The organism is Caballeronia sp. LjRoot34 (assembly GCF_964253815.1).
Classification (GTDB): Bacteria; Pseudomonadota; Gammaproteobacteria; order Burkholderiales; family Burkholderiaceae; genus Caballeronia.
The window spans coordinates 1,641,796-1,665,373 of sequence record NZ_CAXUSB020000001.1 but is presented as its reverse complement, the minus strand read 5'-3'; the positions used below and the strand labels follow the sequence as shown (position 1 = coordinate 1,665,373).

General features: G+C 63.2%; 26 protein-coding genes and 1 pseudogene. 3 read left to right on the top strand and 24 right to left on the bottom strand.

Going from position 1 to position 23,578, the window contains the following annotated elements; genetic code table 11:
* Nucleotides 1-26: 26 nt before the first annotated feature.
* The 21 genes from ACSQ36_RS07440 to ACSQ36_RS07340 all read right to left on the bottom strand — a co-directional run bounded on the left by ACSQ36_RS07440 (nt 27) and on the right by ACSQ36_RS07340 (nt 19,887).
* On the bottom strand, nt 27-1,937 hold the full coding sequence (locus ACSQ36_RS07440; RefSeq protein ID WP_436181406.1) for a PriCT-2 domain-containing protein: 1,911 nt from the start codon (nt 1,935-1,937) through the stop codon (nt 27-29).
* The gene (locus ACSQ36_RS07435) at nt 1,934-4,006 is read right to left on the bottom strand and encodes a type IV secretory system conjugative DNA transfer family protein (protein WP_436181405.1); all 2,073 of its coding nucleotides are present in this window, start codon (nt 4,004-4,006) and stop codon (nt 1,934-1,936) included. The genes ACSQ36_RS07440 and ACSQ36_RS07435 overlap by 4 nt, the downstream gene beginning before the upstream one ends.
* The gene (locus ACSQ36_RS07430) at nt 4,003-4,401 is read right to left on the bottom strand and encodes a hypothetical protein (protein ID WP_436181404.1); all 399 of its coding nucleotides are present in this window, start codon (nt 4,399-4,401) and stop codon (nt 4,003-4,005) included. Before ACSQ36_RS07430 ends, ACSQ36_RS07435 begins: the two co-directional genes overlap by 4 nt.
* Before the next feature lie 52 nt (nt 4,402-4,453).
* Nucleotides 4,454-5,554, bottom strand: coding sequence for a P-type DNA transfer ATPase VirB11 (gene virB11, locus ACSQ36_RS07425; protein ID WP_436181403.1), 1,101 nt, complete (start codon nt 5,552-5,554; stop codon nt 4,454-4,456).
* Nucleotides 5,541-6,716, bottom strand: coding sequence for a type IV secretion system protein VirB10 (gene virB10, locus ACSQ36_RS07420; protein WP_436183117.1), 1,176 nt, complete (start codon nt 6,714-6,716; stop codon nt 5,541-5,543). Before virB10 ends, virB11 begins: the two co-directional genes overlap by 14 nt.
* A 208-nt stretch (nt 6,717-6,924) precedes the next feature.
* Nucleotides 6,925-7,788 carry a TrbG/VirB9 family P-type conjugative transfer protein gene (locus ACSQ36_RS07415; protein WP_436183116.1) on the bottom strand — a complete coding sequence of 288 codons (864 nt, stop codon included), beginning with the start codon at nt 7,786-7,788 and terminating at the stop codon, nt 6,925-6,927.
* An 8-nt stretch (nt 7,789-7,796) separates the two neighbouring features.
* Complete coding sequence (locus tag ACSQ36_RS07410) at nt 7,797-8,537, bottom strand: virB8 family protein (protein ID WP_436181402.1); 741 nt, start codon at nt 8,535-8,537, stop codon at nt 7,797-7,799.
* Nucleotides 8,534-8,695, bottom strand: a complete 162-nt coding sequence (locus tag ACSQ36_RS07405; protein WP_436181401.1) for a hypothetical protein — start codon at nt 8,693-8,695, stop codon at nt 8,534-8,536. The genes ACSQ36_RS07410 and ACSQ36_RS07405 overlap by 4 nt, the downstream gene beginning before the upstream one ends.
* Before the next feature lie 11 nt (nt 8,696-8,706).
* Complete coding sequence (virB5, locus tag ACSQ36_RS07400; protein ID WP_436183115.1) at nt 8,707-9,372, bottom strand: P-type DNA transfer protein VirB5; 666 nt, start codon at nt 9,370-9,372, stop codon at nt 8,707-8,709.
* Nucleotides 9,373-9,543: 171 nt separating this feature from the next.
* Nucleotides 9,544-10,728 (bottom strand): type IV secretion system protein, encoded by a 1,185-nt coding sequence (locus tag ACSQ36_RS07395; RefSeq protein ID WP_436181400.1) that lies wholly within the window; start codon nt 10,726-10,728, stop codon nt 9,544-9,546.
* The gene (locus ACSQ36_RS07390; protein WP_436181399.1) at nt 10,725-13,232 is read right to left on the bottom strand and encodes a VirB4 family type IV secretion/conjugal transfer ATPase; all 2,508 of its coding nucleotides are present in this window, start codon (nt 13,230-13,232) and stop codon (nt 10,725-10,727) included. The genes ACSQ36_RS07395 and ACSQ36_RS07390 overlap by 4 nt, the downstream gene beginning before the upstream one ends.
* 1 nt (nt 13,233) lies before the next feature.
* A complete protein-coding gene (locus ACSQ36_RS07385; protein WP_436181398.1) occupies nt 13,234-13,566 on the bottom strand; it encodes a type IV secretion system protein VirB3 in 333 nt (110 codons plus the stop codon).
* Nucleotides 13,567-13,578: 12 nt separating this feature from the next.
* A complete protein-coding gene (locus tag ACSQ36_RS07380; protein ID WP_436181397.1) occupies nt 13,579-13,935 on the bottom strand; it encodes a TrbC/VirB2 family protein in 357 nt (118 codons plus the stop codon).
* A gap of 48 nt (nt 13,936-13,983) precedes the next feature.
* Nucleotides 13,984-14,673 carry a lytic transglycosylase domain-containing protein gene (locus ACSQ36_RS07375; protein ID WP_436181396.1) on the bottom strand — a complete coding sequence of 230 codons (690 nt, stop codon included), beginning with the start codon at nt 14,671-14,673 and terminating at the stop codon, nt 13,984-13,986.
* Nucleotides 14,670-15,251, bottom strand: a complete 582-nt coding sequence (locus ACSQ36_RS07370) for a hypothetical protein (RefSeq protein ID WP_436181395.1) — start codon at nt 15,249-15,251, stop codon at nt 14,670-14,672. Before ACSQ36_RS07370 ends, ACSQ36_RS07375 begins: the two co-directional genes overlap by 4 nt.
* Before the next feature lies 1 nt (nt 15,252).
* Nucleotides 15,253-16,275 carry a ParB/RepB/Spo0J family partition protein gene (locus tag ACSQ36_RS07365; RefSeq protein WP_436181394.1) on the bottom strand — a complete coding sequence of 341 codons (1,023 nt, stop codon included), beginning with the start codon at nt 16,273-16,275 and terminating at the stop codon, nt 15,253-15,255.
* Entirely contained in the window at nt 16,265-17,146 is an 882-nt protein-coding gene (locus tag ACSQ36_RS07360; RefSeq protein WP_436181393.1) for a ParA family protein, read from the bottom strand. The genes ACSQ36_RS07365 and ACSQ36_RS07360 overlap by 11 nt, the downstream gene beginning before the upstream one ends.
* A gap of 339 nt (nt 17,147-17,485) precedes the next feature.
* Nucleotides 17,486-17,830 carry a hypothetical protein gene (locus tag ACSQ36_RS07355; protein WP_436181392.1) on the bottom strand — a complete coding sequence of 115 codons (345 nt, stop codon included), beginning with the start codon at nt 17,828-17,830 and terminating at the stop codon, nt 17,486-17,488.
* Complete coding sequence (locus ACSQ36_RS07350) at nt 17,827-18,075, bottom strand: helix-turn-helix transcriptional regulator (protein WP_436181391.1); 249 nt, start codon at nt 18,073-18,075, stop codon at nt 17,827-17,829. Before ACSQ36_RS07350 ends, ACSQ36_RS07355 begins: the two co-directional genes overlap by 4 nt.
* A gap of 488 nt (nt 18,076-18,563) precedes the next feature.
* The gene (locus ACSQ36_RS07345) at nt 18,564-19,073 is read right to left on the bottom strand and encodes a hypothetical protein (RefSeq protein ID WP_436181390.1); all 510 of its coding nucleotides are present in this window, start codon (nt 19,071-19,073) and stop codon (nt 18,564-18,566) included.
* Nucleotides 19,074-19,194: 121 nt separating this feature from the next.
* Nucleotides 19,195-19,887: a hypothetical protein gene (locus ACSQ36_RS07340; protein ID WP_436181389.1), complete on the bottom strand. Its 693-nt coding sequence runs from the start codon at nt 19,885-19,887 to the stop codon at nt 19,195-19,197.
* Nucleotides 19,888-19,972: 85 nt separating this feature from the next.
* On the opposite strand from ACSQ36_RS07340, the gene ACSQ36_RS07335 reads away from it, so the two are divergent.
* Nucleotides 19,973-21,019, top strand: coding sequence for a hypothetical protein (locus ACSQ36_RS07335; protein ID WP_436181388.1), 1,047 nt, complete (start codon nt 19,973-19,975; stop codon nt 21,017-21,019).
* Between the two features lie 295 nt (nt 21,020-21,314).
* Here the strand turns inward: ACSQ36_RS07335 and ACSQ36_RS07330 are convergent, their stop codons facing one another.
* Complete coding sequence (locus ACSQ36_RS07330) at nt 21,315-21,533, bottom strand: hypothetical protein (RefSeq protein WP_436181387.1); 219 nt, start codon at nt 21,531-21,533, stop codon at nt 21,315-21,317.
* Nucleotides 21,534-21,550: 17 nt separating this feature from the next.
* On the opposite strand from ACSQ36_RS07330, the gene ACSQ36_RS07325 reads away from it, so the two are divergent.
* Both ACSQ36_RS07325 and ACSQ36_RS07320 read left to right on the top strand, forming a co-directional pair.
* Nucleotides 21,551-21,820, top strand: a complete 270-nt coding sequence (locus tag ACSQ36_RS07325; protein WP_436181386.1) for a hypothetical protein — start codon at nt 21,551-21,553, stop codon at nt 21,818-21,820.
* A 223-nt stretch (nt 21,821-22,043) separates the two neighbouring features.
* Nucleotides 22,044-22,187: a hypothetical protein gene (locus ACSQ36_RS07320; protein WP_436181385.1), complete on the top strand. Its 144-nt coding sequence runs from the start codon at nt 22,044-22,046 to the stop codon at nt 22,185-22,187.
* An 80-nt stretch (nt 22,188-22,267) separates the two neighbouring features.
* On the opposite strand, the pseudogene ACSQ36_RS07315 reads toward ACSQ36_RS07320, so the two are convergent.
* Together ACSQ36_RS07315 and ACSQ36_RS07310 are read right to left on the bottom strand one after the other, a co-directional pair.
* Nucleotides 22,268-22,519, bottom strand: a pseudogene (locus tag ACSQ36_RS07315) (phosphate-starvation-inducible protein PsiE); the annotation flags it as partial.
* Nucleotides 22,520-22,567: 48 nt separating this feature from the next.
* Nucleotides 22,568-22,999, bottom strand: coding sequence for an ester cyclase (locus ACSQ36_RS07310; RefSeq protein WP_436181384.1), 432 nt, complete (start codon nt 22,997-22,999; stop codon nt 22,568-22,570).
* Nucleotides 23,000-23,578 lie beyond the last annotated feature (579 nt).

Genomic DNA, 23,578 nt, shown 5'->3' with positions numbered 1-23,578 from the left:
TGCAAGTGCCTGCGATGCGCAGGCCGTCAACGCTGCGGGCCGTCATCAGACCGGTCCGCGCGGCCCTGACCAGTGGGTTCACTGCGGGGTTCATTGCGGGGATCACTGCGCTCCTTCGCACGAGAGAGCACAGCCCGGCGCGCGTCCTTCACCCGCGACCAGGACTGTGTCTGCAGACGGTCGAGCGTCTGCACGACCTCGTCGCCCAGCCCCAGCTCCTTTGCCGATTTCTTCAGCGATGCGACGGCCCGGTCGAGATGGTCCCGCGCCCGGTCCCACGGGTACACTTTCGGTACGTCGCCGTCATACCCGATTTGGATATCCATGCCGTTCAGACGCTGATGGTCCGCAGCCCACTTCAGACGCTCGGACACAAAGTCGGCTCTCTCCTTCGAGTGAAACACCACGCTGCGCAGCGCAACCTCCTGGATCAGGTACCCATCGGTATCGAAGACCTCGCCGCGGTACGGTCCACCGTTCTCCCGTGGCGTGCCCATCCGGATGTCCGCACCGAACCGGTGTTTCCCCAATGCCTTGATCTCGTCCGGCACGTCAGCGAGCATATAAAGCGGCTCACCAACCTGACGACGCGATGCCGACGCAGCCGCCTGGGTTCCGGCAACTGCCAGCTCCGCATTCCGTTCGTTATCCCGATCACTTCCTTGCACCGCATCACGCACATCCTGCGGTCTCGATCCTTCCATTGCTGCTTTTACCTTTCCCATGATGTGGTCCTCCTCCGGACTCCCAGATATAACGGCGAATCCCGCCTCGCCGTCGTCGCTCCCCACGCCGTCAATTCCTATGTCCCCGGCATCCCGCCGGTTGGACACACCGTCCTGTTCCGCATCCGCTGTGACTCGCGGGAACATCTTCGCAACCGGCCCGTCCAGGACATGAGTCAGCGCACCCCTGACCGCTTCGGGGCCGGCCAGCACCGCCAGATCGTTAAAGTCGGTCGGCAGCTCCTCGTTCAGACGCGCTTCGGATGCAAACACCGGAATGGCCAGACGCCCATTGATGTCGTGCGCAGCGCGCTGTGCGAATTCCTCTCCGCGTCCCCGGTCGCCGAGGATCACAATTTCCGCATCAGGGTACCGATCGCGCCAGACCTGTGCGACCTTCGGCAGGTTTCCGGCGGAAAGCGCCGCGAGCGCGAACCATCCAGTGGCAAAGTGGACGGAAAGCGCGGTCGCCATACCTTCCGCGACCACGATCGGTCCCGGCTCGTCGTGAGAAGGCGGCAAGACACCCGTCGCCCAGTAACCGCCCGCTTTAGCGCCGCCTGCCAGCGTCGACTTGCGACCCGCTTCGTCGATAAATTCCACGGTCGAGATTGCGTCATCGATATGTACGGGCACCAGCAGAACCCGCCCCGTCAGCACATCGCCCTCGCTATGGGGTGTGTAACCGGCAAGACGCTGCAGATCGGGCGCATCCAGTTCGCGCAGTGTCCTGGCCGCGGGTAGACCCTTGCGCAGCAGATACGGATGGTCCGCCTCCGCGCCCCAGGCCTCTTCCCATAGCCTCCGTGCCAGCGTCCCTGCCGCCCGATGGCGCGTGTCGAGATCGGCTTGCGCGCGACGCCGGCGCTCCTCCAGTGCCGCCTTCTCGTGCTCACTATGGGCTGGACTCGCCGGCGCGGGCCGCCCGCTTCTCCACGCTGCCCGATCGAATCCGTGCTGACGCGCGAGCCAGAAGAGCGACGCAAGTGTCTTGCCGCCTTCCTCACGTACCGACTTCCATGTGGTGCGGGCGCTGCGCTCGTCGTAGTTGGCGGCGGTACGGCTCCACGTGTCCCACAGATCGAAACCCGCCTCGCCCAGGCCGCTTTTCACCGCGAAGGCCATGTCGACCCACGTCTCGTAGTCCTCGGCGGGAATGACCGACAGCGCGGCCCGCACACGGTCGGCCTCGGTTGCGAATGGCGTGTTCATGGCCGCACTCCGTCATTGCCCGTCCCGGCAGCGCGCTTGCCCTTCGTACGCTTCGGCTGATCGGGCTGCTGGTCCGGTTGCTGGTCCGGTTGCCTTCGGCCGGCCGCACCCGCGCTCTTGCGTGGACCACGCTTGCGCGACGTCTTGCCCTGTTCGCCCGCCGGTGTGGAACCGTCACCGGTGTCAACCCTATCGCCTCCAACCTGAGAGAACAGCCCGTCCACCACGGCCGCCGCAGCCTCGGGCGCCAGTGTCGGCTCGGCCTGAAGTTCGCCGCCCTCCAGTTCGGCCAGCGACAGTGCACGCTCGGCCTCAGCGATGGCCGGCTGCGGCACACCGATGAACGCAAGATGGCGATTTACGTACACGCTTGCTGCCTGCTCGCTGATGTCCGCCATGTCGGCAGGCAGATCGCGCTCATCCCACGCCGCCAGCACTTCAAGGTAATCAGCCGGCGTGCCCGTGAGACGCTGCGTTGCGGTATCGACGTCTTCGATACCCAGCGCACGCACGCGCCGCTCCAGCCTCGCCCGGAAAAGTGCCACGTCGAGCACGGGGATCGCCGGCGCCGGCCGCAGTCTTTCGATGAACACCGGGTCTTTCCAGTAGCAGATCTTCTCGGCCAGGATCGGCCGGGTGTTTTCGAGAAGGATGATTTCCTTCGTCTGCCCGATCTCCTTCAACTCCTGGGGCAGCAGCAACGCCCGACGCTGGTCCGAAATGCTTTCGCTCGCGCCCCGACCACCGAACCAGCCGCTCGGGCGGCTCACGCTGCGCGATTTTTCCGTGAAGGTGCCCAGCATCTCCGAATACTCGTTCGCATCCTTCTGCTCGCGCGGCGCGTACAGGATCTGCATCGCGTGATTGGTCACGAAGGTGCGCGCGTCGGCGCGCCCGTACACCGATTCAAGTTGCGACACGGACTGGATGATCGGCAGCAGGCGCAGGTTATAGCCCGCCATGTACGACACCGCTTTCGCGATGATGTCCACCTTGCCAATCGCCGTGAACTCGTCCATCAGCAACAGGCACTGATAGCGAAGCCCGGCGTTATCCTGCGGCAGCTGTTTCGTGTTCAGGTTGACGAGTTGCGAGAACAGGAGGTTGACGAGCAACGCCGCCTCGGGCAGGTGATCCGGCGTGATGCCGATATACACCGTCATGCGCTTCATGCGAACCTGGCTCAGATCAAAATCGTTGGCGCTCGTCGCCGCATCGACGATCGGGTTGGCCCAGATCGTCAGCGGCGCATTGAACGTCGCCAGAATGCTCGCAAGCACCTTGTCGTCGTTCGAGAGGAACCGGTTCAGCGCGTCGACACAGGCGCCGGACAGGTGCTCGTTGAACCGCCGCAGCGTCGTCTGCAGATACCGCCTGAGCGGCATGCCGTTGCCCGACGATTGCCGCAACACTTCGCCCATCGTCACCGGATAGTCAGGCACATCCGGTGTCGTCCCTTCGCGTGCTGCCGGTTGCCCGCTCTCGCCTGCCCCATCACGTGCCGAGTCACCTATCGATTCACGGACGGACTCGCGCGCCGATTCCCGCAACGAGTCACGCACATCCCGCAGTTCGCACAGCAGCAGCACCAGCCCGAGAAAGAGGTTGCGCGCCTGGTCCTTCCAGAAGTCATCGTGGCCACCCGCCGGATACAGGGCATAGCCGATGGCGAGGATGTCGCCCACCCGGAACACACCATCGGAGATCGCGGACAACGGGTTGTAGCGGTGCGTGCGGAAATCCTCTGCAAACGGGTTGAACAGAAAAACCTGCTGCCCGTGTGTCGCACGAAAGCCTGCCGTGATCCGGAAATTCTCCTGCTTGATGTCCAGCACCACCGCCGAGTCGGGGTAACTCAACAGGTTCGGCACCACGATGCCGACGCCCTTGCCCGAGCGTGCGGGTGCCGCCAGCAGCACAAACTGCTGGCCTGTAAAGCGAAGATAGCGGCCGCGCCAGAGCCCGACGACGATCGCGGGCAGGTTCCCCGGCGCGCTGCCAGTGGCTTTGCCCGTGCTTGCGCGCGCCGTGCGCGCCGTGCCCGCCGCCGTTTTCACTATCGTATTCACAGCAGCCCCGCGCGGCGGATGTCCGATTCGGTCGCGAACTGAGCGCTGCCATGCAGTTCGCGCCCACCGCTTCCGTTGCGGATCGCCCACCATGCAAAGGGAGGCCCACCGAAAGCCATCAGGCAACCCAGCACCGCGGCGCCGGCGATTTTCCGGCCCGCCTTCGGCAGCCTGCCGTCATGCCAGGCCGATGCCGCATCCCACCAGCCCCACAGCCCCGCGTGCAGCGGATTGTGATGCGCGATCGCCACGAGCAGGAACGACGCAAGCCAGAATGCCCCCACCGTTGCGCACCCCAGCGCGGCAACCACTGCCACCGTCACCAGCGCCGGATAGAGATGACGCCATGCATGCCGCACGAGCAGTACTCCGCGGTATAAAATCGATGCGTTCATATGTACTCCTTTCAATATGAAAAGTAATCCGGCGATCCGGTTTGCCTTGTTCCTACCCGAAGGCGCTCTCCGACTTGCGGGTCGGATCGAACCAGATTTCCGTCATCGCCCAGCGTTTTCCTGTCTGGATGCCCTGTCCGTTGCGCACGGGCATCGCCTCCAGGTGCGCGACCACGTCGATGGTGAGGAACAGCAAGCGCTTTAACGCTGCGTCCTGATAGACCGCGGCCTCGGCATGCTCCTTCGCCATCAGTGCAAACCGCTCGATCGCCACCGCGGCGTTCTGCGCGTGATAGCTCGTGATCGACCCGGCGTGTCCCGTCGTCAGCAATTTCAGGAAGTCGTACGCCTCGGCGCCACGCAACTCGGCGAGCAGCACCCGGTCCGGCTTCATGCGCATACAACTCGCAATCAGGTTGGCCGGCGTGACACGCGCCTGGCCCTGGCTGCCCTTGCTGTAGAGCAGATGCACGCGGTTGTCGATGTGCGGAATGAAGAGCTCACGTACATCCTCGATCGTGACCACGCGGTCGGTCGCCGGAATGTGCTGGCACAGCGTCTTCATGAAACTCGTCTTGCCCGAGCCCGTGTCGCCCACGGTCACGAGATTTCTGCGGCCCTCGACCGCGCGCCGGAAGAAGCCCGCAAAATCGCCTGCCGAGAGCAGCCGCACAAGCTGCTGGTCGAGCACACTTAACCGGTCCATCACGGCATCCAGCCGGGCCGGTCGCTGCCAGAGCGTCTGGTCAAAGAGACCTTCGCTCGCATACGTGTCGAGTGCGCGTTCGCGCGAGGACGGTCGGCGGATCGTGATCGACACCGTGCGCGGCGGGACCACCGGCGGCACCACGATCTGGATACGCTCGTCATCAGGCAGCAGCGCTGACAGGATCGGATGTTGCGCGGAGATCTCCTGGCTCGTGAGGGTCGCGATGGCCACCGCGAACGACATCAGACGCTCAAAGTCGAGCCCGGGCAGTGCATGCTGATGCCATCCTGTATGGGTCTCGGTCAACGCGTGCTCCGGCCGGTTGATCACGAGTTCTGTCACCTCAGGATCGCGCAACAGCGCGGCGAACGGGCGCATCAGTTCACGCACCGATGCGTCGTCGGCCAGCCGTTCGTCGAAGTGCGGATCGTCAGGGGCCGTCATGGCGGTTCTCCTCCATCTGTACCGGTTGCAGGGCATAGACGGAACTGAAGTCCAGATCCCGCGCGATCACGATCGTGAATTCCGCCGCCTGGTTCTGCGTAAGCGTCGGTGGGATATTGATCGTGCTGTCGAGCACGCGCGTGGCCATGTCATTGCCGCTTTGCTGCGTGTTCTCAAATTCGATCGAGCCGTTGTCGTTACCTCCGCGTGTCGCGAGGTAGCCGATCGAGTCCTGGACAAGTCCGAGCAGCAGGGCCGCGCCGATGCGCTCGCCCCAGTGGTTGTTGACGTATCCCCCGACGCCCATGCGGCCCAGCGCGTCGGCGGCAGGTGAGTCGATCTCCACCGTCACGCCCGCCGGCGTCTTGATGCGTGCCGACAGGATGAACACACGCCGCTGCCCCTGCCCGAGGTTCGCCCGGTACTCGGTGTTCACCTGAGAACCGCGTTCGATAAGCAGCACGTGCCCGTTGTCCGAGTAGACGTTCTTCGTCACCGTGCAGGTCGATATCCCTGCTTCGGTCGAATCAAACGCGGTGTCGCCCACGCAGTCGATCTTCGCGCCCTGGGCCAGGATCAGATTCCGGTCACCCAGCAGCGATGCGCTCGCGCGCGGGGTCAGCGTCGGGCTCAAGGCCTGCGCGAGAGGGCCGCCTGATGCTGATGTGGCACGCAGTGGTCCGGGCGGGGCGCCCGCTGCTCCCCCGGCTGTCACACCAGCCGTGCCGCCAGGCGCCGACGACGTTGGACCGCTGTCGCCCGCGTTCCCACCAGCAAGCAACGGCGCGTCGTAATAACTTCGGGTGCTAGCCACCGGGGCTACGCGGCTGACGGGCTTGGCCTCACCGGGTCTGGACGTCGCATCCTTAGACGCCGTATGCCCGACGCCGGATGTATCCGATGCACCCGATGCAGCCGCAGGCGCGGACGAGGCATCATCGAAAGTGCGGCCCTGCTGGCTCTGTTCCATGGCGTGGTCGCGCCTCGCCCGTGCCACTGCTTCGTGCCGCACCAGCATGCCGTGCACCGTCCATACGGCTCCAGCCACAGCCACCACGATGATCGTGAGCGGAGTGAGCCACCACGCACGCGGACGTCCCTGCGCATGTCGCTGGCCCAGATCCGGCAATCCGCGATCGGCTGCTGCACCACCAGCTGCCATGTCACCGGCGGCCACGTCAGCAGCCGCCACACCACCGGCCGCCCCGCCACCAGACGGGGACGCCTCAGTCTGCGAAATCGTGTCTGGCGCCGCCGCAGTTGCGCGGTTGGCCGGCATCTGATCATTGCTCCCATGAGTGCGCCCTCGAGTGCCCCCTTCAGTACGCCCCTGCCCGTCCTGTGCATCCGGTGCATTGCCCCGTGTCTGGTCAGTCATCGCCGTGCTCCCCTGTCTGCCTGGGGACCCGCTTTACCCCATCGACCGTGGTACCGCCCACCGGCGGTACGCCGTTCACGTCGTAGGCGTCGTTCCACAGCCCCACCACCTCATCGGCCAGACGCAGCACGAACCGGCGACCCACTTCGTGCACCACGATCAGGTCGCCCTGCATGTGCCTGTCGACCACGTTCTCCGATCCGTCTTCGGCCACCCGGAAGACCGCCGGGATGCGCCGGTTATCGGGAACACGGATATAGGTGAAGCGCCCGTCGTCCCACGCCGCGCCCGGCACGATGTCATCGGAATGGGGCATCACCTGCATCGAGTACGCCGTATTACGGATGAGCGGCGACGCGTCGAGCCTCGCCTGCACGGCCGCAGCGTCCTGCCGCTGCCGCGCCTCGCTGCCGTCGCCCTCGCCACCCTCTCCACCCTCGCCGTCCTGATCAGCCGGATAGGTGAAGGTGACGCGGTACATCTCCTGCCTGTTGCCCAACCGCGCCGCGAGGGGCAGCACGACCAGGTCGAAGCTGTAGCTACGCCGGTCGGTACGGATTTCGAGGTTGGTGTCGTGCGCGGCGAGCTGCGGTTTGAGGTAAACGTCGTGATCGCCGCGCTTCGCCAGCACCTGCCAGCCATCCCGGTCACCGGGCGCCACCACCTCGATATGCTCTTTCGCGTCGAGCACGATGTGCGTGGCAAAACCGCGCTGTGCGTCGATCCGGACCACCGCGTCGGGCCGGTACGGCACCTGGCGCACGCGAGAGTCTCTCGACCAGGCGGGCAGATCCCAGGCCAGTGCCGGCACGCAACGCACGGCGAGCGAGGCGCAGATAAGGCAGACGTGCCACATTGCCGGTTTCATTGCGACCCTCCGCCAGATGTGACGCCCGCTTTTCCCACGCCGCCCGCAGGCGCACCCGGTGGCGAGTATTCCGGATCGCGGCTGTAGGCCGTCACCCGAAAGCCGAGCGGATTGCTGATCGCAACGCTTTCCCGGGTGAACACCGGCGGCCGGTAGGTGTAGGCCAGCGTGATCACGAAACGCACAGGCGGCTCCGCGTTGTCGATCCCGTGCTTGCGGGTCGTGCGCTCGATGTGCACGACGGCGTGGCCAGGTTCATCGGGTGGCAACGTCGTCGACAGGATGCGGATATGTCGCTCCGTGTCCGGTCCGAGCTGACGGTCAAGCGCATCGGGTCCGCCATAGATCTGCCGGTAATCCCGTGCGACCGCGTCATCACTCATGGTGAGCACGCTGTCGTAGTCCATCTGCAGCAGCCCCCACACATAACGTTCACGGGACTGGACGTATGCATCGACCCAGTGCTTGTCCTGGATCTCGCCCGCGTGAACGTGTTTTGCGTCGAGCACGTCGATCACCTGCGCCTCGCCGGTGAGCCGGTCCACCTCGATCGGCAGCGGCACCACGCGGTAGAACGGCGCCATGATCGCGAGCCCCGCCGCGCACAGCGCCGCCACGGCACACGCCACATACGCGACGTGCCAGGCGCGACGCTCCGAGCGCTCCATCAGGTCGGTCAATGACGCCTCCGTGTCCAGCACGCGGCGATAGTCGCGTGTGGTCTTGTCTGGCTTCATGGCGTGCCCCTGTCCTGCGGAATGGCCTGCACCGGCACGGTGTTGACCGGCACGCGGTGCGAGCCGTCCGGGAGAACGGGTTTGGGCGGGTTACTCCGGCATGAAACAATAAGCATGACTAATTGAACTAGCAGCACCATCAAAACGGATCTGTTCATGACGGTTCTCCTCAGTTACCGAAGGTGACAGGAACCATCTGGTCCTGCGGACGTGCGGTGTTGCCCGCGCGGCTCATCACCAGTTCCTCGTTCTGCTCCGCAATGAGCCTGTCCTCCGCGTCGGCCAGCATCCTGAAGAGCTGCAGCTTCGTCATCTCGTTGCCGACAGTAGTGCTCTCCGTCTGGATGCGCGCCTGCAGTTCGGCTACGCCCTTGGGATCCTGCGTCACATCGATCTGCTGCATCAGGCTCTGGATCTGGTTCAGTTCCTGCAACTCCGTCTGGTAGGCCTGTGTACCGAACGCCTTGTCCTGGAAGGGTTTGTTCAACTGGCGCTGGCAGAGCTGCTGGTCGGTTCCCGTCTGGTCCTCGCAGTTGTAAATTTCGCTCGCCGAGCGCAACGCCTGTGCGCTACCCGTGAGCCCCGCGTAGCCGCCGTGCTGGATCGCCGTGTAGACGCTCTGCCAGTTCGACGGCAACGAATTCGCCACCACCGGGTTGCTCAGCAGCGCACCGAAGCCGCGACTGCCGTTAAGCGAATTGAACAGCTGGATTTCCTGCTGGACCTGCTGCTCCAGTTGCGTGAGCTGCGAAATCGCCTGCGCGACACTGGCCGCATCGAACACGGGAATGCCCTGGGCGTGAGCGGACTGTGCGAAGGGAACCGTCCCGGTCATCGCGAGGAGCAAGCCCGTACGGCACAGAATGGATTTCAAAAGTCGCTTCATGACAATCACCTGCCTGTTGGTCATTTACCTGTCGGTCATCTACTGCCAGTCATCTGCCTGTTTGTCGTCGACCCATTTGTCGTCGACCCACTCTTCGCCGGCCCATTCGTCGTCGACCTTCTAGCCGCCGTCCCGGCCGAGATGGTCGCGGGCCGCGCGCTGGTAGGCCGGAATTGATCCCGCAGAGCCATTCCCGCCGGCACCGCCGGAACGGCCAGAAGCGTTATCGATGGCTCCGCCCGGCGCCCCTCCGCGGCCGCCGCGTGCACCGCGCAAGGCCTTGCCCAGTGAATCGACGAATGAGCGCGACGCGACGCCGGCCATGAACGAACCGAAGCCCGAGAGCGTCGCACCACCAGCGAGCCCCGATGCCACTGCCGGCAGTTGCCAGCCGACCATCGTGAGAAACACCGCAGTCATGAAAAGTCCCAGTGCGGTCGCGATGTCCGAGACGCCATCGAGCGTCGCCTGTACCTGCGCCTCGAGCGCAGCGGCATTCGTCGCTGGGGATGAACCCGTCACGCCCAGCGTCGTGAGGTCTGCCGAGAAGGCAGACAGCGCCATCCCGAGGAACGCGGCTACCAGCACCTGCAGCAGGGCGTAGTTCGCGACCTTTGCCGTCCACGCCTCAAAGAACTTCGCGCTCGGCGCGAACGCAGCGCACGCGATGAAGATCGGACCCAGTCCCAGCACGAGATCGAGCAGCATCCTCGCCATCACCACCTCGACGCCCAGCACAATCAGGAAGATCGCCCCTCCGATCGCCGCCACCACACCGCAGATGAGATCCCCGATCGACGCGCCGATCATCGAAAAGCCCACACTCTCATGCGCCGCCTTCTTGAAATAGGCACCCGCCACCAGCGCCACCTGCTGGTCGTAACAGTCGAGCGTCTGGTAGATGCCTGTGTCGCTTCCACCCGCGCTGCCGCCACTCACCGAATTGGCATTGACCGCCCCGCACCCGGGGTTGCCCGCACCGTTGCTGGAGGCTGCGTTCTGGATCGTCTGCGCGAGCCCCGTTGTCGCGCCATTCACGGCCGAGATCACCTGGCTCTGGTAAATCCCGCTGCCGAGCGCGAACGCAAGGATCAGCGCCACCTTGAGCCCTCGCCAGGCAAACGCGGGGACCGCTTCGTGCGCTTCGCCGCGAATGACCGCCAGCCCGTACGTGATGATCCAGATCGTCACCGCGGTGGTCACCACCGGCACCAGCGCACTCGACAGGGCTGCGGACGTGCTGGTGACGTAGGTCGCCGTGCCATTCTCGAGGGTCCCGCCGATCGAGGTAAAGAGGCCGCTCATGCTCCGTCTCCCTCCGCTGTGGCTACTCCTCCCGCTATCGCTACAGTCGCCAGGCGCCGCGCAAGACCCTGCCGCACCGCCCTTGCCGCGCTCCGGCGCTCTGCAAGCCTCGCGTGGAAAACCGGCAGCCAGCGCTGCGGGGCATCGCCCGTTTCCGCCCGGATCTCGTCAAGCAGCTCGACGTTATCCGTCGTCCCGGAAAGCACGTCGAGCACATCACCGAGCCCGCCAAGATCCAGCTTGCCGATCGCCGAGCGGTGCCCCTGCTTGACCAGGAACATGCGGCTGTTTTCGCCAAGGCTGCGCACGATGCCGAATTCGGCTTCGGTCAGCTTGAAGCCATGCACGTAGTCGTCGTGGTCGGCACGCGGGTTCGCGAGGAAAAAGAACGTGGCCGTCTGTTCCACGAGCGCCCGGGCAATGTCGCTGCCCAGCACGTCTTCGGGCGACTGCGTGTCGAAGATGCCCAGGCCGTTCTGCTTGCGGATCGTCTTCTGCTTGTTCTTCGCAAAATCCGCGAACACCGGATCGCCCAGGCGCTTCCAGAACTCCGTCATCACATACACGAACCGGCGCCCATCGATGAGGCTTTCGGTCCGGTGCAACAGGTACATCGTGACCGGCGTTGACACCTCAGGGTCGTCCAGCAGTTCCGTGTCGTCGAACGCGAAAAGAGACCCGGCGGCGAAATCGCACCGGTCGGCCGGATTGTCGAGTACCCATCCGAGCCGGCCGCCAGCGCACCATTTCGTGAGGCGCGCATACAGGCTGTTTTCGCCAACGTTGGGCAGCAGTTGCCGCACCGTCGACAGCCGCCGCAACGCCGGCGCCATCCGGGCGACTTCGCGCACCGCGCGCGAAATCTCCAGTTCCTCCTTTGCCGACAGGGGAGCATCGATATCCACGAGCTTGCGCACGAGCCGCTCCCAGAAATCAATGTTCGCCGCTGTCGGCTCCATCTGAAATGGATTGAATCCGGTCGGCTCGCCGCGCCTGATTTGCGTATAGACGCCGCCCATCGCCCGGATCGCGATCTCCGTGCCCCGATCCTTGTCGAACACCACTGCAGTGATGCCGTACTTGGTCGCCATCGCAAGCAGCAGCATTTCGAGCGCGGTCTTGCCGCCCCCCGAGGGCCCGATGATCTGCACGTTGGCGAGCGCCTTCTCATCCGCCGAATCGACCTTCTCCGATGTCGCATGAAAATTCAGATACAGCGGCTGGCCGCTTGGCGTCTTGACGATTGTGATCGCCTCGCCCCACGGATTACCATCGCGCTTGCCCGTGGCAAAGTTGTGCAGGCTAGCGAGTCCACAGAAGTTGCGTGATGTCAGCTTTGCCTCACGCGGCCGGTAGCGCCAGTTGGCCGGCAGCTGCGCGAACCACGCCGCGTCTGCCACGAGGTCGATCAACGCGCTCTGGAATCCCGCGTCGGCGAGCTGGGTGCGCGCCGTTGCGACGTGTTTGCCCACCTGTGCGGCACTGTCGCCCAGGACCGCGAGCGAATAGTGATATTCCCCGAGCACGAAATCGCCGTTCACGAGATCATTGAGCGCGTGGTCCATCGCCGCGATCTGCGTGCCCGCGACATCCTCGCCCGCGATCAGCTGGTTGCGCTGACGCTCCAGCGCTTCCTTGGCCGATGGCCGGTCGAGGATCGTGAAACTCTGGGTTTCGATATATTCGTAGTCGCCGTAGAGCAGCCCGTTGAGCATGCCGGGCTCGGACTCGTCCGGATAATCCTTGATGTCGAGCAGCGCACCGTGCCGAGTCGCAGCGGGTGCGCGGATCTCAACCTTCTCCGCGCCAAAGAACAGGCGCGAGGTCGGCAGTGCCTCCCGGATCGGACCTGCAGGCACGGGCACAGGCTCCCACGTGCCGTTGACGATAAACCCAAGGAACTCGAGCGCGCGGGAATAACGCACTACCGCCCGGCCGTTGCTTCGCGCGCGCCCATACACCCCGAGCACCTCCGGATCGTAGGGCTTAAGCCCCGCGTCGATCTGGTTGCCCAGTTCGGCCATGACACGCAACGCATCGGTCTGCGCCTGGCGGATTTCCGCGAGCGTGCGCCGTGCTGCCCGGCTGAAGAGCCGCCCGAGCCGGGTCCGGCTGGGCCTGTACACGACCGTGAGATACAGCTCATTCGCCATCATCCGGTATCCGTCGAAACTGCCGTAGTACCGCTCGGCCAGGTCCTGGCAAAACGCATTCTCATAACGCGTGCTGAACCGGTCGGTCACACGCCGGCGCACGCGGTGCACCCATAGCGCCACATGACCGCCTTCAAGACCGCGCACGAGTTGGTTGAAGCCGTTGTGGCGAACCAGGATGTCCACCGGGTCCGTTGCTTCGAATGCGATGCCACCGATCTTCCTGATCACCACGTAGTCGTCCTCGCGTGTCCGGATGACGGTGTCACTGATATGCGACGAGTAGGGAACGAAATCCGCGACGAACACCTCGCGATTCACGACCTCCGCGAACTGGGATCTGGCCTGCATGTCACCCTCTCCTCTTGAACCGCACCGGCGCATACGCGTGCGCGCCCCAGAACCGCAGGTTGCGCTGCAGGATCCTCATCCGAAGCCGCAGCGCGAGTTGCGCAAGACGCTGGTCATCGCGCTTCGTCACCGTACGCATCGTGATGAACACGGGGATCATCAGGAAGAGAATCCCTACACCCAGCGGCGGGCTTGCCAGCAGTGCCCAGATCGCCGGCAGCAGCATGCCGCCGCCGACCAGAAGAAATGCGACGAGGGGGATGCCCCACAGCATCGCGGGCCGTGTGCAGCCCTTGAATACCGGGTCCCTCAGTGAGTCCTGACGTGGTTCCATGTCGCGCTCCGCTCAGCTCGTGGGAATCAGCATGGCGGCGATGACCGTCGCGCAGCCGACAAAGAGGCCACCAATGAACACATTGGCGATGTCGCCGAAGCGGGCGTGCTGGAACATCATCCTGAAGCCCGCCCAGATGATCGCGATCGAGCAGATCACCCCACCGACGCCGAGCAGTGTGGTCTGGATGGTCGTGAGCAGCGTATTGACCTGGGACAACTGCGCGTAAGCGGGCGAAGCCGCCAGCAGCATCAGCACTGCGCCGGTCACGAACCGGCCATGCCGTCGCCACCCGCCCGTACCTCGTGCCGGCAGCAATGCCGGGCGCTCACCGTATAGTGCATATCTGATTCGTAGTACTGATTTCATGGTCCGCTCCTGTACGGCTATTCCTTACCCTCATCCCGTGATTAGCGCTCAGAACACCACTGCGCTACTGTCCGGTGGGTCGTGCTCGCCGCCGCCCGGCTGCCCGTCCCTTTTGCTGGCATGTGGGTCTACTTCGCTTCCTGCTCGCTCATCGCCGGTATGCTCGCCAATCGCCCCCGCCTGCGACGGCATCCTGCTGCCGGCGCCCGCTGCATCCCGCCGCTGAACACGGATCGGCGTCACACCCGGATCGATCGCAGGCACGATCGGTATGGCGTGCATTACCGCGTTGTCGACAACACGTTGCACATAGCCCGTGCGGTAACCCGTCACGAAGTCACCTGCCGCATAGCAGGAGAAGCTTTTACGCAACGCTTCCTGACTGTCAGGCGAGCGCTTGCGCGCCTTCGCGAAGCACCCCGCCAGGATCGCCGCACCGGCGGCGACATTCCGGCAGGGCTCGAATGCGGTATCCGGGCCCAGCCCGTAACGGCTGAAGTTGGACCGGTTCACCTGCGCTAGACCAACGCTGTAATTCCAACCTTGGCGCTCAAGTTCACGGGCGGTCGCGACGGCCTCGGCAGCGGACTCGGGTTGTCGCACAAGACGCCCGCCGACCACCCCGATCGCGTACGGGTTGAAGCCCGATTCGGTGCGAACGATCGCGGCGAGCGTCATGGGGGCCACCTGTGGTGCGCATTGCCGCGCAAGCATGCTGAAGTCGACCGGTGCCATCATTGCCCGCCTCCGCCGCCTTCGTTGTTCCACCGGTACTGCTGTTCGAGAAATTCCCGCGCGGCCTGGGTCGGGTCATAACGCACCTGGGTACTGCCTGCGCCGTAGTATTCGGTAAGCGTTGAGCTTTCGCCTTGCGCAGCTACGCCCACGTCGCCACCCGCGTCCCACCACACCCTTGTATAGAGCTGGCCGTTGATTTCGACGTTGATCGCGCCGGCTGCGCCACACAGCAGTTCGCTGTCTTCCGGTCCACCCCAGTGCAGCAGATCCTCGCGGCAATACGCGGCGCTCGCGAACGTGTTCGATGCGGACGTGCCCTGCGACCCTCCGCTGCCGAAGTCGCATGTCGGGAACGGATCTCCGTGCCTCAGTGCGCTCCAGAGTCTTTCGATCGGCGGTACGCACTCGCTGTACTGTTCGGGGCCGCCCGGATTTGCCAGGCACAACAGCACCTGGCAGCCCCAGTCGTCCGCGCGTGCCAGCGTCGGAGTGAGAACCGAACACGCTGTCATCAGTCCCAACGCGAGCAAAAACTGGCGCACGACCTGTTGGATGATGTGGACCAGACCGCTTCCCATGTCAGGCCTCGCTGTCCGTCAGCATCAGATCCGAGAGCGCCGTCAGTTCCACATCGTGAGCATGTCCATCATCGGACACCACGAACGCGTGACCTCTCGCGAGGGGCCGCCGGAAGAGTTGCACAGTGACCTCGCGGCCTTCATGCGTGGCCCGCAGCAACGGTCTGTCGAGCCGGTCAGGATCAGGACCGCCAGCGGAGCCATCCTCGCGCCCGCCCGCGCCACCTGGCCCGCGCGACGCAGTGGGTCCGGCCCGAAGCGTCAGAGCCGTCTTGCGCGCGGCAGCTGACGCTGTCCCTCCTGATTCCGCAGCGTCCGGCGCATCGCCACCCGCTGCCCCGGCGCGGCCCTCGATTTCGGCAGCAAGGTCCGTGATCATCCGTTGCGTGATGTCTCTCGCCGAGTCGAGTAGCGCCTGCACCCTGTCGGGGGCGCGCTCGTGCAGCAGGTTCAACCGGTACACCTGCTGCGCACCGGTAATCCGCCCTTCGTGGAACGCGCTCAGCACCGGGGCAGCGGCAGCGAATAGCGCCAGGTGCCAGGTCACAAACTCCGGACGCACGCCAAGTCGCCGTGCAATATCGCTGTTGCGATCACCCGCCGCCCGGCGCCTGCGGATGAATTCCGCGATTTCGACCGGTTTCAGGTCCTCTCGCTGCAAGTTCTCGACGACCTGCGAATACTCGTCGAAGCGCCCCATGTCGGCCTGGATGATCGCGGGAATGGTGACACTGCCTGCGAGTTTCGATGCGCGATAGCGACGCGCGCCATGAACGATCCGGTGCATTGCACCTCCTGCAGCGCTGGGGCGCACAACGATTGGTGTCTGCACGCCTCGTTCGCGAATGGAATCAGCCAGTTGTTCCAGTTCCGGCTGGCTGAAAATCTGCCTCGGCTGGCCAGGATCTTCTTCGACCTTGTCGAGCGGCAACGTGAGCACGATCCCGATCTGGTTCGCGGCGAGCGCGCCACGGGGTACGTCGTCGAGCACGGAAAGGTCCAGTGCGGAAAGATCAAGCGCCATCTATGACCTCGCCTGATGTCTCGTCACGCGCCAGGTCCACCACCGGCGCGCAGGTCCCGGGCGAAGCGCTCGCCTGGAGGTGCCGTACGATGGCCTCAAAACACGGGCGCACCTCACGCCATGCATCACGCGCAGCGGTCTTCGTCTTGCCCAGCTCCCAGAGGGGCACGCCTTCGGCCTGCGCCTCGGCAATCGCCGAGCGCCGCGGAATGACAAGGAGCCGTTCGGGCGCCGCTGGGTCCCGCACGAGGTATTGCGCGAAGTGCGTCGCGACCTCACGGCCGTTGGCCTGCTGCAGCGGCGTCTGCTCGACCATGTTGGGCAGGATGCCGATGAAGCGTAGCGCCGGATTGAAGCTCGCCTGGATGCGCCGCACGCCGCGCCGGCCATTGATGGTTTCTGTCACCCCTTCCACCGCTTCCTGATTCAGCTGGATCGGGCTCAGCATGAAGTCCGCCACAGACTGCGCATACACGGTGCGCAGGTCCGATGTCGGCGCGCAGTCGATCAGGCACACATCGAATGAGGGCGCTACGCTCGCGAGGAAGCGCTTCAGGTTCGCGTGATAGCGGCTGAGCTCTTCGGGCTGCTCGACGAGGCGCCGCAGCACGTCGTCGGCCTTCACGAGCGCGAACGGGGCGAGGTCGGACCCGACATCCGGCGCGTCGTTCATGAACAGCGTCGAGGCGGTGACGCCCAAGGCGCTCGCCTTGTGCGCGCGCTCCAGTGACCGGCTGCTGTTCGCCTGGTCATCCAGGTCGATCACCAGCACGCGCCACTGCACGATGAAGTGCAGGTAGTGCGCCAGCTGGCAGAGCAGGGCCGACTTGCCGACACCGCCCTTTTGTGTCGCGATAAGAAGGGTTTTCATAACCGTCGCTTCCATAGGTCCGGACCACTCGGTACCGGGCAGGTAGAGACGGTAAAAAGGAACCCGCGACTGCAGTGATGGCCAGTCGCGGGTTCAACGGGGACCGTACAGGGTCAGTCAAACCACACACGCGAAATCCGCCGTGCAAAACACAAAGCCCGCCTGCATTGATTGCCAGGCGGGCTTGTGACTGCCCTACAGATTCGCACCAGATCTACACCGGTACTTCATGGTCCGCTAACGCGTACTCGGTAGCGTCAAACGCTTTAACCGGATCAGATTGTTAAATTCAGTCTAGAACAACTTAATTAGTACTACTACATATTTTTATTCCGGCGCTCACGAAAATTCCTGGTCACATGCCGCAGACGTCCTGGGAGTTCCCATCCGGCTTTGACCATATTGCGGCGTGCCCCCGAGCAGTTTCCTGATCGCGACCTTCGCTGCCGCGAGTTCAAGCTCAAAGAAGTGTGGTGGATGCCGCCGGATCTTCAGCCGCCGGCAGGCTACCTCCCGGCCCGCTTTCCATACGTAGATCATGATCAGCAGATCCCGATGCCGTGGATCAAGGCGTCGCCATGCCGCCTCGACCCGCTGGGCGTCCTGCGGATCGTACACGCCGCGCCGGTCACGTCCCCAGTTGCGTAGGCGCTCCTCGAGGGACCGGTGCATCATTGTGTTCATCGCCCATCCCCTGCGAAACGCTGCGACGACGGCTCGCCCGCAGACACGCGATACGCCATGGGATCGGTAAGAAACTGCTCTATGTCCGCCACGCGCCAGCCCACCGAACGCACACCCAGTTGCACGGGCGCGGGAAATGTTCCCGCATGCATGCGCCGGTAGATGGACGAGCGGGACAGTCCCGTTTCGCGCTCAACCTGCTTGCGCCTCAGGATCGCGAGCGCAGTGCGTGGAGCGTCGCTCATCGCGCACCTCCGTCAACTCGCATAGGCGCAGCGCTCGAGGGCAAGCATGTCGTGGCGCATTCACATTGCGCTGTCTGGCAACGCGACGCCGGCCTGCCGGCACTGCGTTGATGTATCTCGTCAGAAGAGGCTTTCATCACCGTCACTTCCTTGTCGGGCCCATTCGGTATCGACGCAGAGCCGGCTGCAAGGACAACGTCACGACAGCTACGCCTGTCAGTTGTAGAAAACAGAAAGCCCGCTTGCATGAACTGCCAAGCGGGCTTTCTGCTATGCCGACGAACGGCACCTGCGCTCTGCATCGATACTTCGTGGGCCGCTAACGCGTACTCGGTAGCGTCGAACGCTTTAACCGGATCAGATTGTTGAGATCACTCTAGTTCGGGATCCGGGGTACTGCAAGCGCTTTTTTGCGCCCGACGGCGCATGCCATTCAAGCCCATTTTCCCTTGACGTCCCATGTGTTCTCACGTGTTCCTATGACATCATCATGGGTCGAGAATTCTTTTTAACGCGGCCTTCGCTGCAGCCACTTCGAGTTCAAAAATCTGTGCAGGATGTCGCCGGATTTTCAGCCGCCGGCACACGACTTCACGGCCCGCCTTCCACAGGTACACCATCTGTAACAGCTCACGGTGGCTCACATGGAGCCGTCGCCATGCCGCGTCGACAAGCCTGGCATCGACCGTATCGTACGAGCCGCGTCTTTCACGTCCCCAGTTGCGCAGGCGCTCCTCGAGACTCAACACGTTCATGATCGCGGAGCGCGGCTCGTCCCTGTCCCGGTTTTGTGACCGTGTACTGCCGCCCGGCTGGGCGTCCCGCTGTTCGATGCCTGTGCCGTGGGTCGCCAGGCAGCACCCGCACAACTGCGCCTGCGCTGGGGGCGTTCCGGTATCGACATCTCGATGGTTGACCAGACCCGGGCGCAATGAACCAGCCTGGCCCGGTTCGCGCCGCTGCGTCGCTGGCGTCGACGCCTGTTTGACAGCCGTCATGTAGCACCTCCTGGACTCGTTGAAGGCCTCGACCACATGACCCATTCAAGCCTCGAACCGTCACCGCGGGCAACACCGTCTTACCGCGGGGAAATTCCGTCGGAACAGCGCACTGCGCCGCTCACCCGCGCCCACTGCACTGGTCATGCCGCCGCATTGATCCGACCTGCCTCTGCGGATCCGGCCGAATCAGGGAGGCGATGGCCTGCGCACTTCTCGACGCATCACCATTGCGTTGGTGTCTCATGCCCAGACGATCGTCGATGGCGAGCGCAATAAGCGTCGATTTGGGTGGGTGTCGCTCGTCGTAGTGCCTGGACACATCACGCATGACATCGAACACGCCACATAGTGGATCCGTCATGTACGGCAGGCTAACGTCGACACTGCCCTCTGGCGTCGACAGTGAACTACCGGAAGCGCGGTGTGCGCGAAGCGCCGCAATCTCGCGCCGCAATTCCTTCATTTCGCTTTCCGCACTCGCTCGCCACGCGCCGTATATGGCGACGGTCAGCGCGATACCCTGTTCAAGCAGTTCGACCTGACGATTGCGCCCCTGCAGCCGTCGGGCTAGTCGCCTTGCCTGCTGCTCGGCCAGTTCCAGGCGGTGTCTCAGGTCCTCGCCTTCTCGATCCGTTGCCCCGTCGCGTTGTGTGGTTTCAGCTTGCCATTTCTTTTCTTCGTCAGTCACGGTATTGCTCTCACTCAGGAAGTGCGGGGCGGCCGCGTTGCTCCCTTTCGTGCCGCGCGTGAGCACGATCCTCGTCTGCTGGCGGGCATTCGCCCCGGACAGCGCCGCCAGCGTTTTTGTCACACTGGACCCTACGGTTCAGTATCGTCTAAAATAGACGAAATTACTTTTATGTAAACGTATGATATATACCCGGCTGCCTATGTCAATGACCATTGAAGACCGGATCATCCTGTTGCTGAAAGGGCTTCTGAACGATGAGCAGCGTTGGCAGGAATTCGACACTCATGCCGCGGAGCCCATCAGGTCGATATGGACGGCAGTGGACGAATGCGGTCTGGGTGGACATGGTTTCTGGGAGCGTCTTCACGGGTTCACCGGAATTTCCGCTCAACGCTGGCGCAAAGCGTTCATGCGCCGTCAGCGGGCCACACCTGACATGATCCAGGCAATGGCGCATGCTTTTCCCCAATATGCATTCTGGATCGCAACCGGGATCACCGACGCCGCCAACGGGCACATCGCGCCGGCAAACGTCCAGGCATTTCCGGAACGTCTGTACATCGAGGACGCCGCATCGACGCGGTACTTTCGCAAGGCGCTCACCCTGATGCGTCGACTGTGCGCGGAAGGACGAACAGAAGCCGGCGATGCAGGCCCGCACATTTGTGCGCTGGAGCGCACGCGCGCTGCCGATCACTGGGGGGAAAGCGCGTGGTGCGATGCGGCGTACAGGGTCTCGCGCTCCGAGGAGTACGCCGGGCTCGAGGTCCTCTGGCATGAGCGCGAGAAGGCACGGCGCCGGCGCCTCGTTTCGATTGCTGGCAGGAGGCGCGCGGCAGCACGCGCGGCAACTGCCAGCGGCACACCGCGACGCGCGGAGGCCGCCCTACGCGTTGAGCAGCGGTCATCCCATCAGGAGTGCGGGGACCTGTTCTACCGGCCACCGGCCGACTGCTATCACACACGGTTCGCCCTGGATATCCTCAATACCGCTCCCTCGGAACTGTCCGCCAGGGAGATGGCCGCACTCAAGCAGTGGCTGCAGGACATGCAGGACGATGATCGCCTCACGTTCACTCAATATCTGGAATTTCACGGGCTTGACTGCCATTCGATCACGCCGCCGGCGCCGGGACAAGAGCGCTACGCCACGACCGGCCTGACCGACGGTGAAATCCGTCGCTTCGTCAGACTGGTCCGATCTTCCCGTCGGGCGGCCGCCCGGGCGGAGACTGTGGCTGCGCGCCTGTGACATCCCGCGGCAGGCCCCGCGCCGGATCATTCAGCCCGCGCGTCATGGACAATTCCGCCTGGCAAACGGGCTGCCTCGAAAGTTTCCTGCACGATGGCCAGTTTTCCCCCGCACCGACCGCCGCCGACGGCGCTCCGGCTCGCTCAGAATCTCAACGTTTTCCACGATATGCCTAGGCTCGAAACTAGTCGCGAGACACCCTCTTATTTTAAGAGGTGTCGGGTGTCCTGAGAATCAACGAGTTGCTCCACCGCTCATATTCAATTGTGCGATTCACAGATATTTTTTCACTTCATTATGAGCCGTTTTCTCGGCATGTCGGAACCCGTGTCCCCACGGGAAACGCGGATGCCAGTCCGATAATGTCCGAGAGGGCCTCATGGGCCAATTCGTTCCGCAAACCAGGACGGCTCTTTCGCAATAGCTTTACCAGATCCCAACTCTGATCATCCGGGGTGATGTTGATCGCCTCTTCCTCGCCGATCTCCACGCTTTCAAGTTGTTGGTCGATCATAGCTTGGAAAATCTCCATTGATCGGCGCTGCCGCGCGCGGCCTTCTGCGGCCTGATGCCAACGACGAAAGCCTTCGTTTCGGTCTCGAACTGGATGGCCACGGCCTCCGGCACGCCGATGGTGAGCTGAATAGCTTCGATGTCGCGGTGGTGCGCCGCAAGGGCGTCGCCGATGCAATGCTCGACCGTCTTATGCAGCGTCATCACCGGATCACGCTCACCGGCGAATCGCTCAGAAAGGCCTTACCCAAACCCAACACCCTGGAGCCCGAACTCGACCAGAACTGACAAGGAAACCTATAATCGATACCGCGCAACGCCAAACCCGCCGAATCGGTCACGTTCCCGAAATCGGCGGTCACGTTCGCCGAAATCCGCAGTAACCAACCGGCCCAGAACCAACCCATCGAAGTCTGGGCGCGGCTTCCCGGTTTGCCCAAGGCGCAGCTATGCGCTTAGCAAAAGCTCCTCACGGGTAGCCAGTATCAGTGCCTAACAGGAGAACGATGCCATGTCACACAAGGACCATGAGCCTGATCAAACATTTCACAAACGCCTGATATGGTTCATCGCATTGTGGCTGTTTGGAGTCGCCGGAACGGCGCTGCTCGTCCTGCCGTTTCATCTTCTGATCGCTGCTGCAATGCATCACTAGCCGTACTGCATTCGCATGCACGCGCATTCGATTGAACCAGGATGGGGGCCGGGAATCCACGAGTTCGTCGCGCTAGAGCGGAAAGCAAACGGCAACTGCCCAAGTCGCAGATATCGAGCATCCGTCGCGAGAACTTCGAGATACAGAAACATGATGAGCAGGTCGGTGAGAGACACATTGCCGGCCAGAAAAACTTTCCGGATCTCCTGAGCCATAGCGAGTGCTGCGACGAGGCCAATCAGGATCAGCACGGTAAGCTCGACCACGTTTATCACCCGATCGAATTTTCGGCGAATGCTTTCGGTTAGAGGTCGTTCTGGGTGGTCTTTTATGGAGGCATTCGGTATGCAGCAGGGCGCTCCACCCATGTTCCCGTTCGCTCAAAATCTTTTGGGTAGTTGACCAAGCTGCCGGAATATTGAAAGCCAATCTTCGAGGTGCCATGTTTTCGCAATCAGACTTCCCTGCATCTCGTGGAAAGAGTGAATCGCGAAGCTGACGTGTTTGGAACTTGCGGCTATGCCGAGCATTTCCCCAGATTGAGTACCGTTGATTTCCGCGCGAACGCCCACCCGGTCGTCATGGACCAATAAGTCGAGGATCGCGACCTCCATATCGGGAATCGCTCTCGCCATGTCGTTGAAGATCTGTGCCATCTGGTCGGGCCCAGAGGCCGCCCCAGGCGGTTCCGGGATATATTCCCAGTCAGGGGTGACGACCTTTCGTAACAATTCAACGTCTTTCTTCGCGAAGGCGCGATAGAACCCCTCGATCGCGGCGCGTGCGATCTGTTCGCGGGCACTCAAGGTCATGAACGGTGACTCCTGCAGAATAATGAAAGCCGACGCCGAACCGACCCATGCTGAACTTCGCTTGTCGTGGCGCCGGTGCGGCCGTCAGGCAAGTGGTTTGCGAAAAACGCTTCCGCCATAGCCGAGCACGATATTGTCGACTTCAAACGGTGACGCCTCTTGCGCCTCGAGAATAAACGCAACGCTACCACTGGCAAGCTTGCCCGATATCGATTCGACCAATTCGCTGTCGAGCATGTCCCTGATCTCGTGCTCAGCCAGTGCGCCGCTCGCCCCTACGGTAAAGCCGATCATCGCACCCGTCGGGCCACCGAGCAGGCCGATCAAACCACCCGTTAGCGCACCGATCACTGTTCCCCAGAATGGTCGAGTTTGCCTGTCGAGCACAATCAGTTTGTCGGTGGTGTCCTTCTGAACCAGCACGCCGCTCTCGATCTTGAAACCCAGGTCTTTTTCCTCAAAATTTTTGAAGTCCCGACCAGCCCTTTCCGCGATGTCCACATTATCGAAAACCGCGACAATCAACTGCTGCGCCATTTTACAGCTCCTCACATCGGTGATTTTATCTGTCGAAGATAG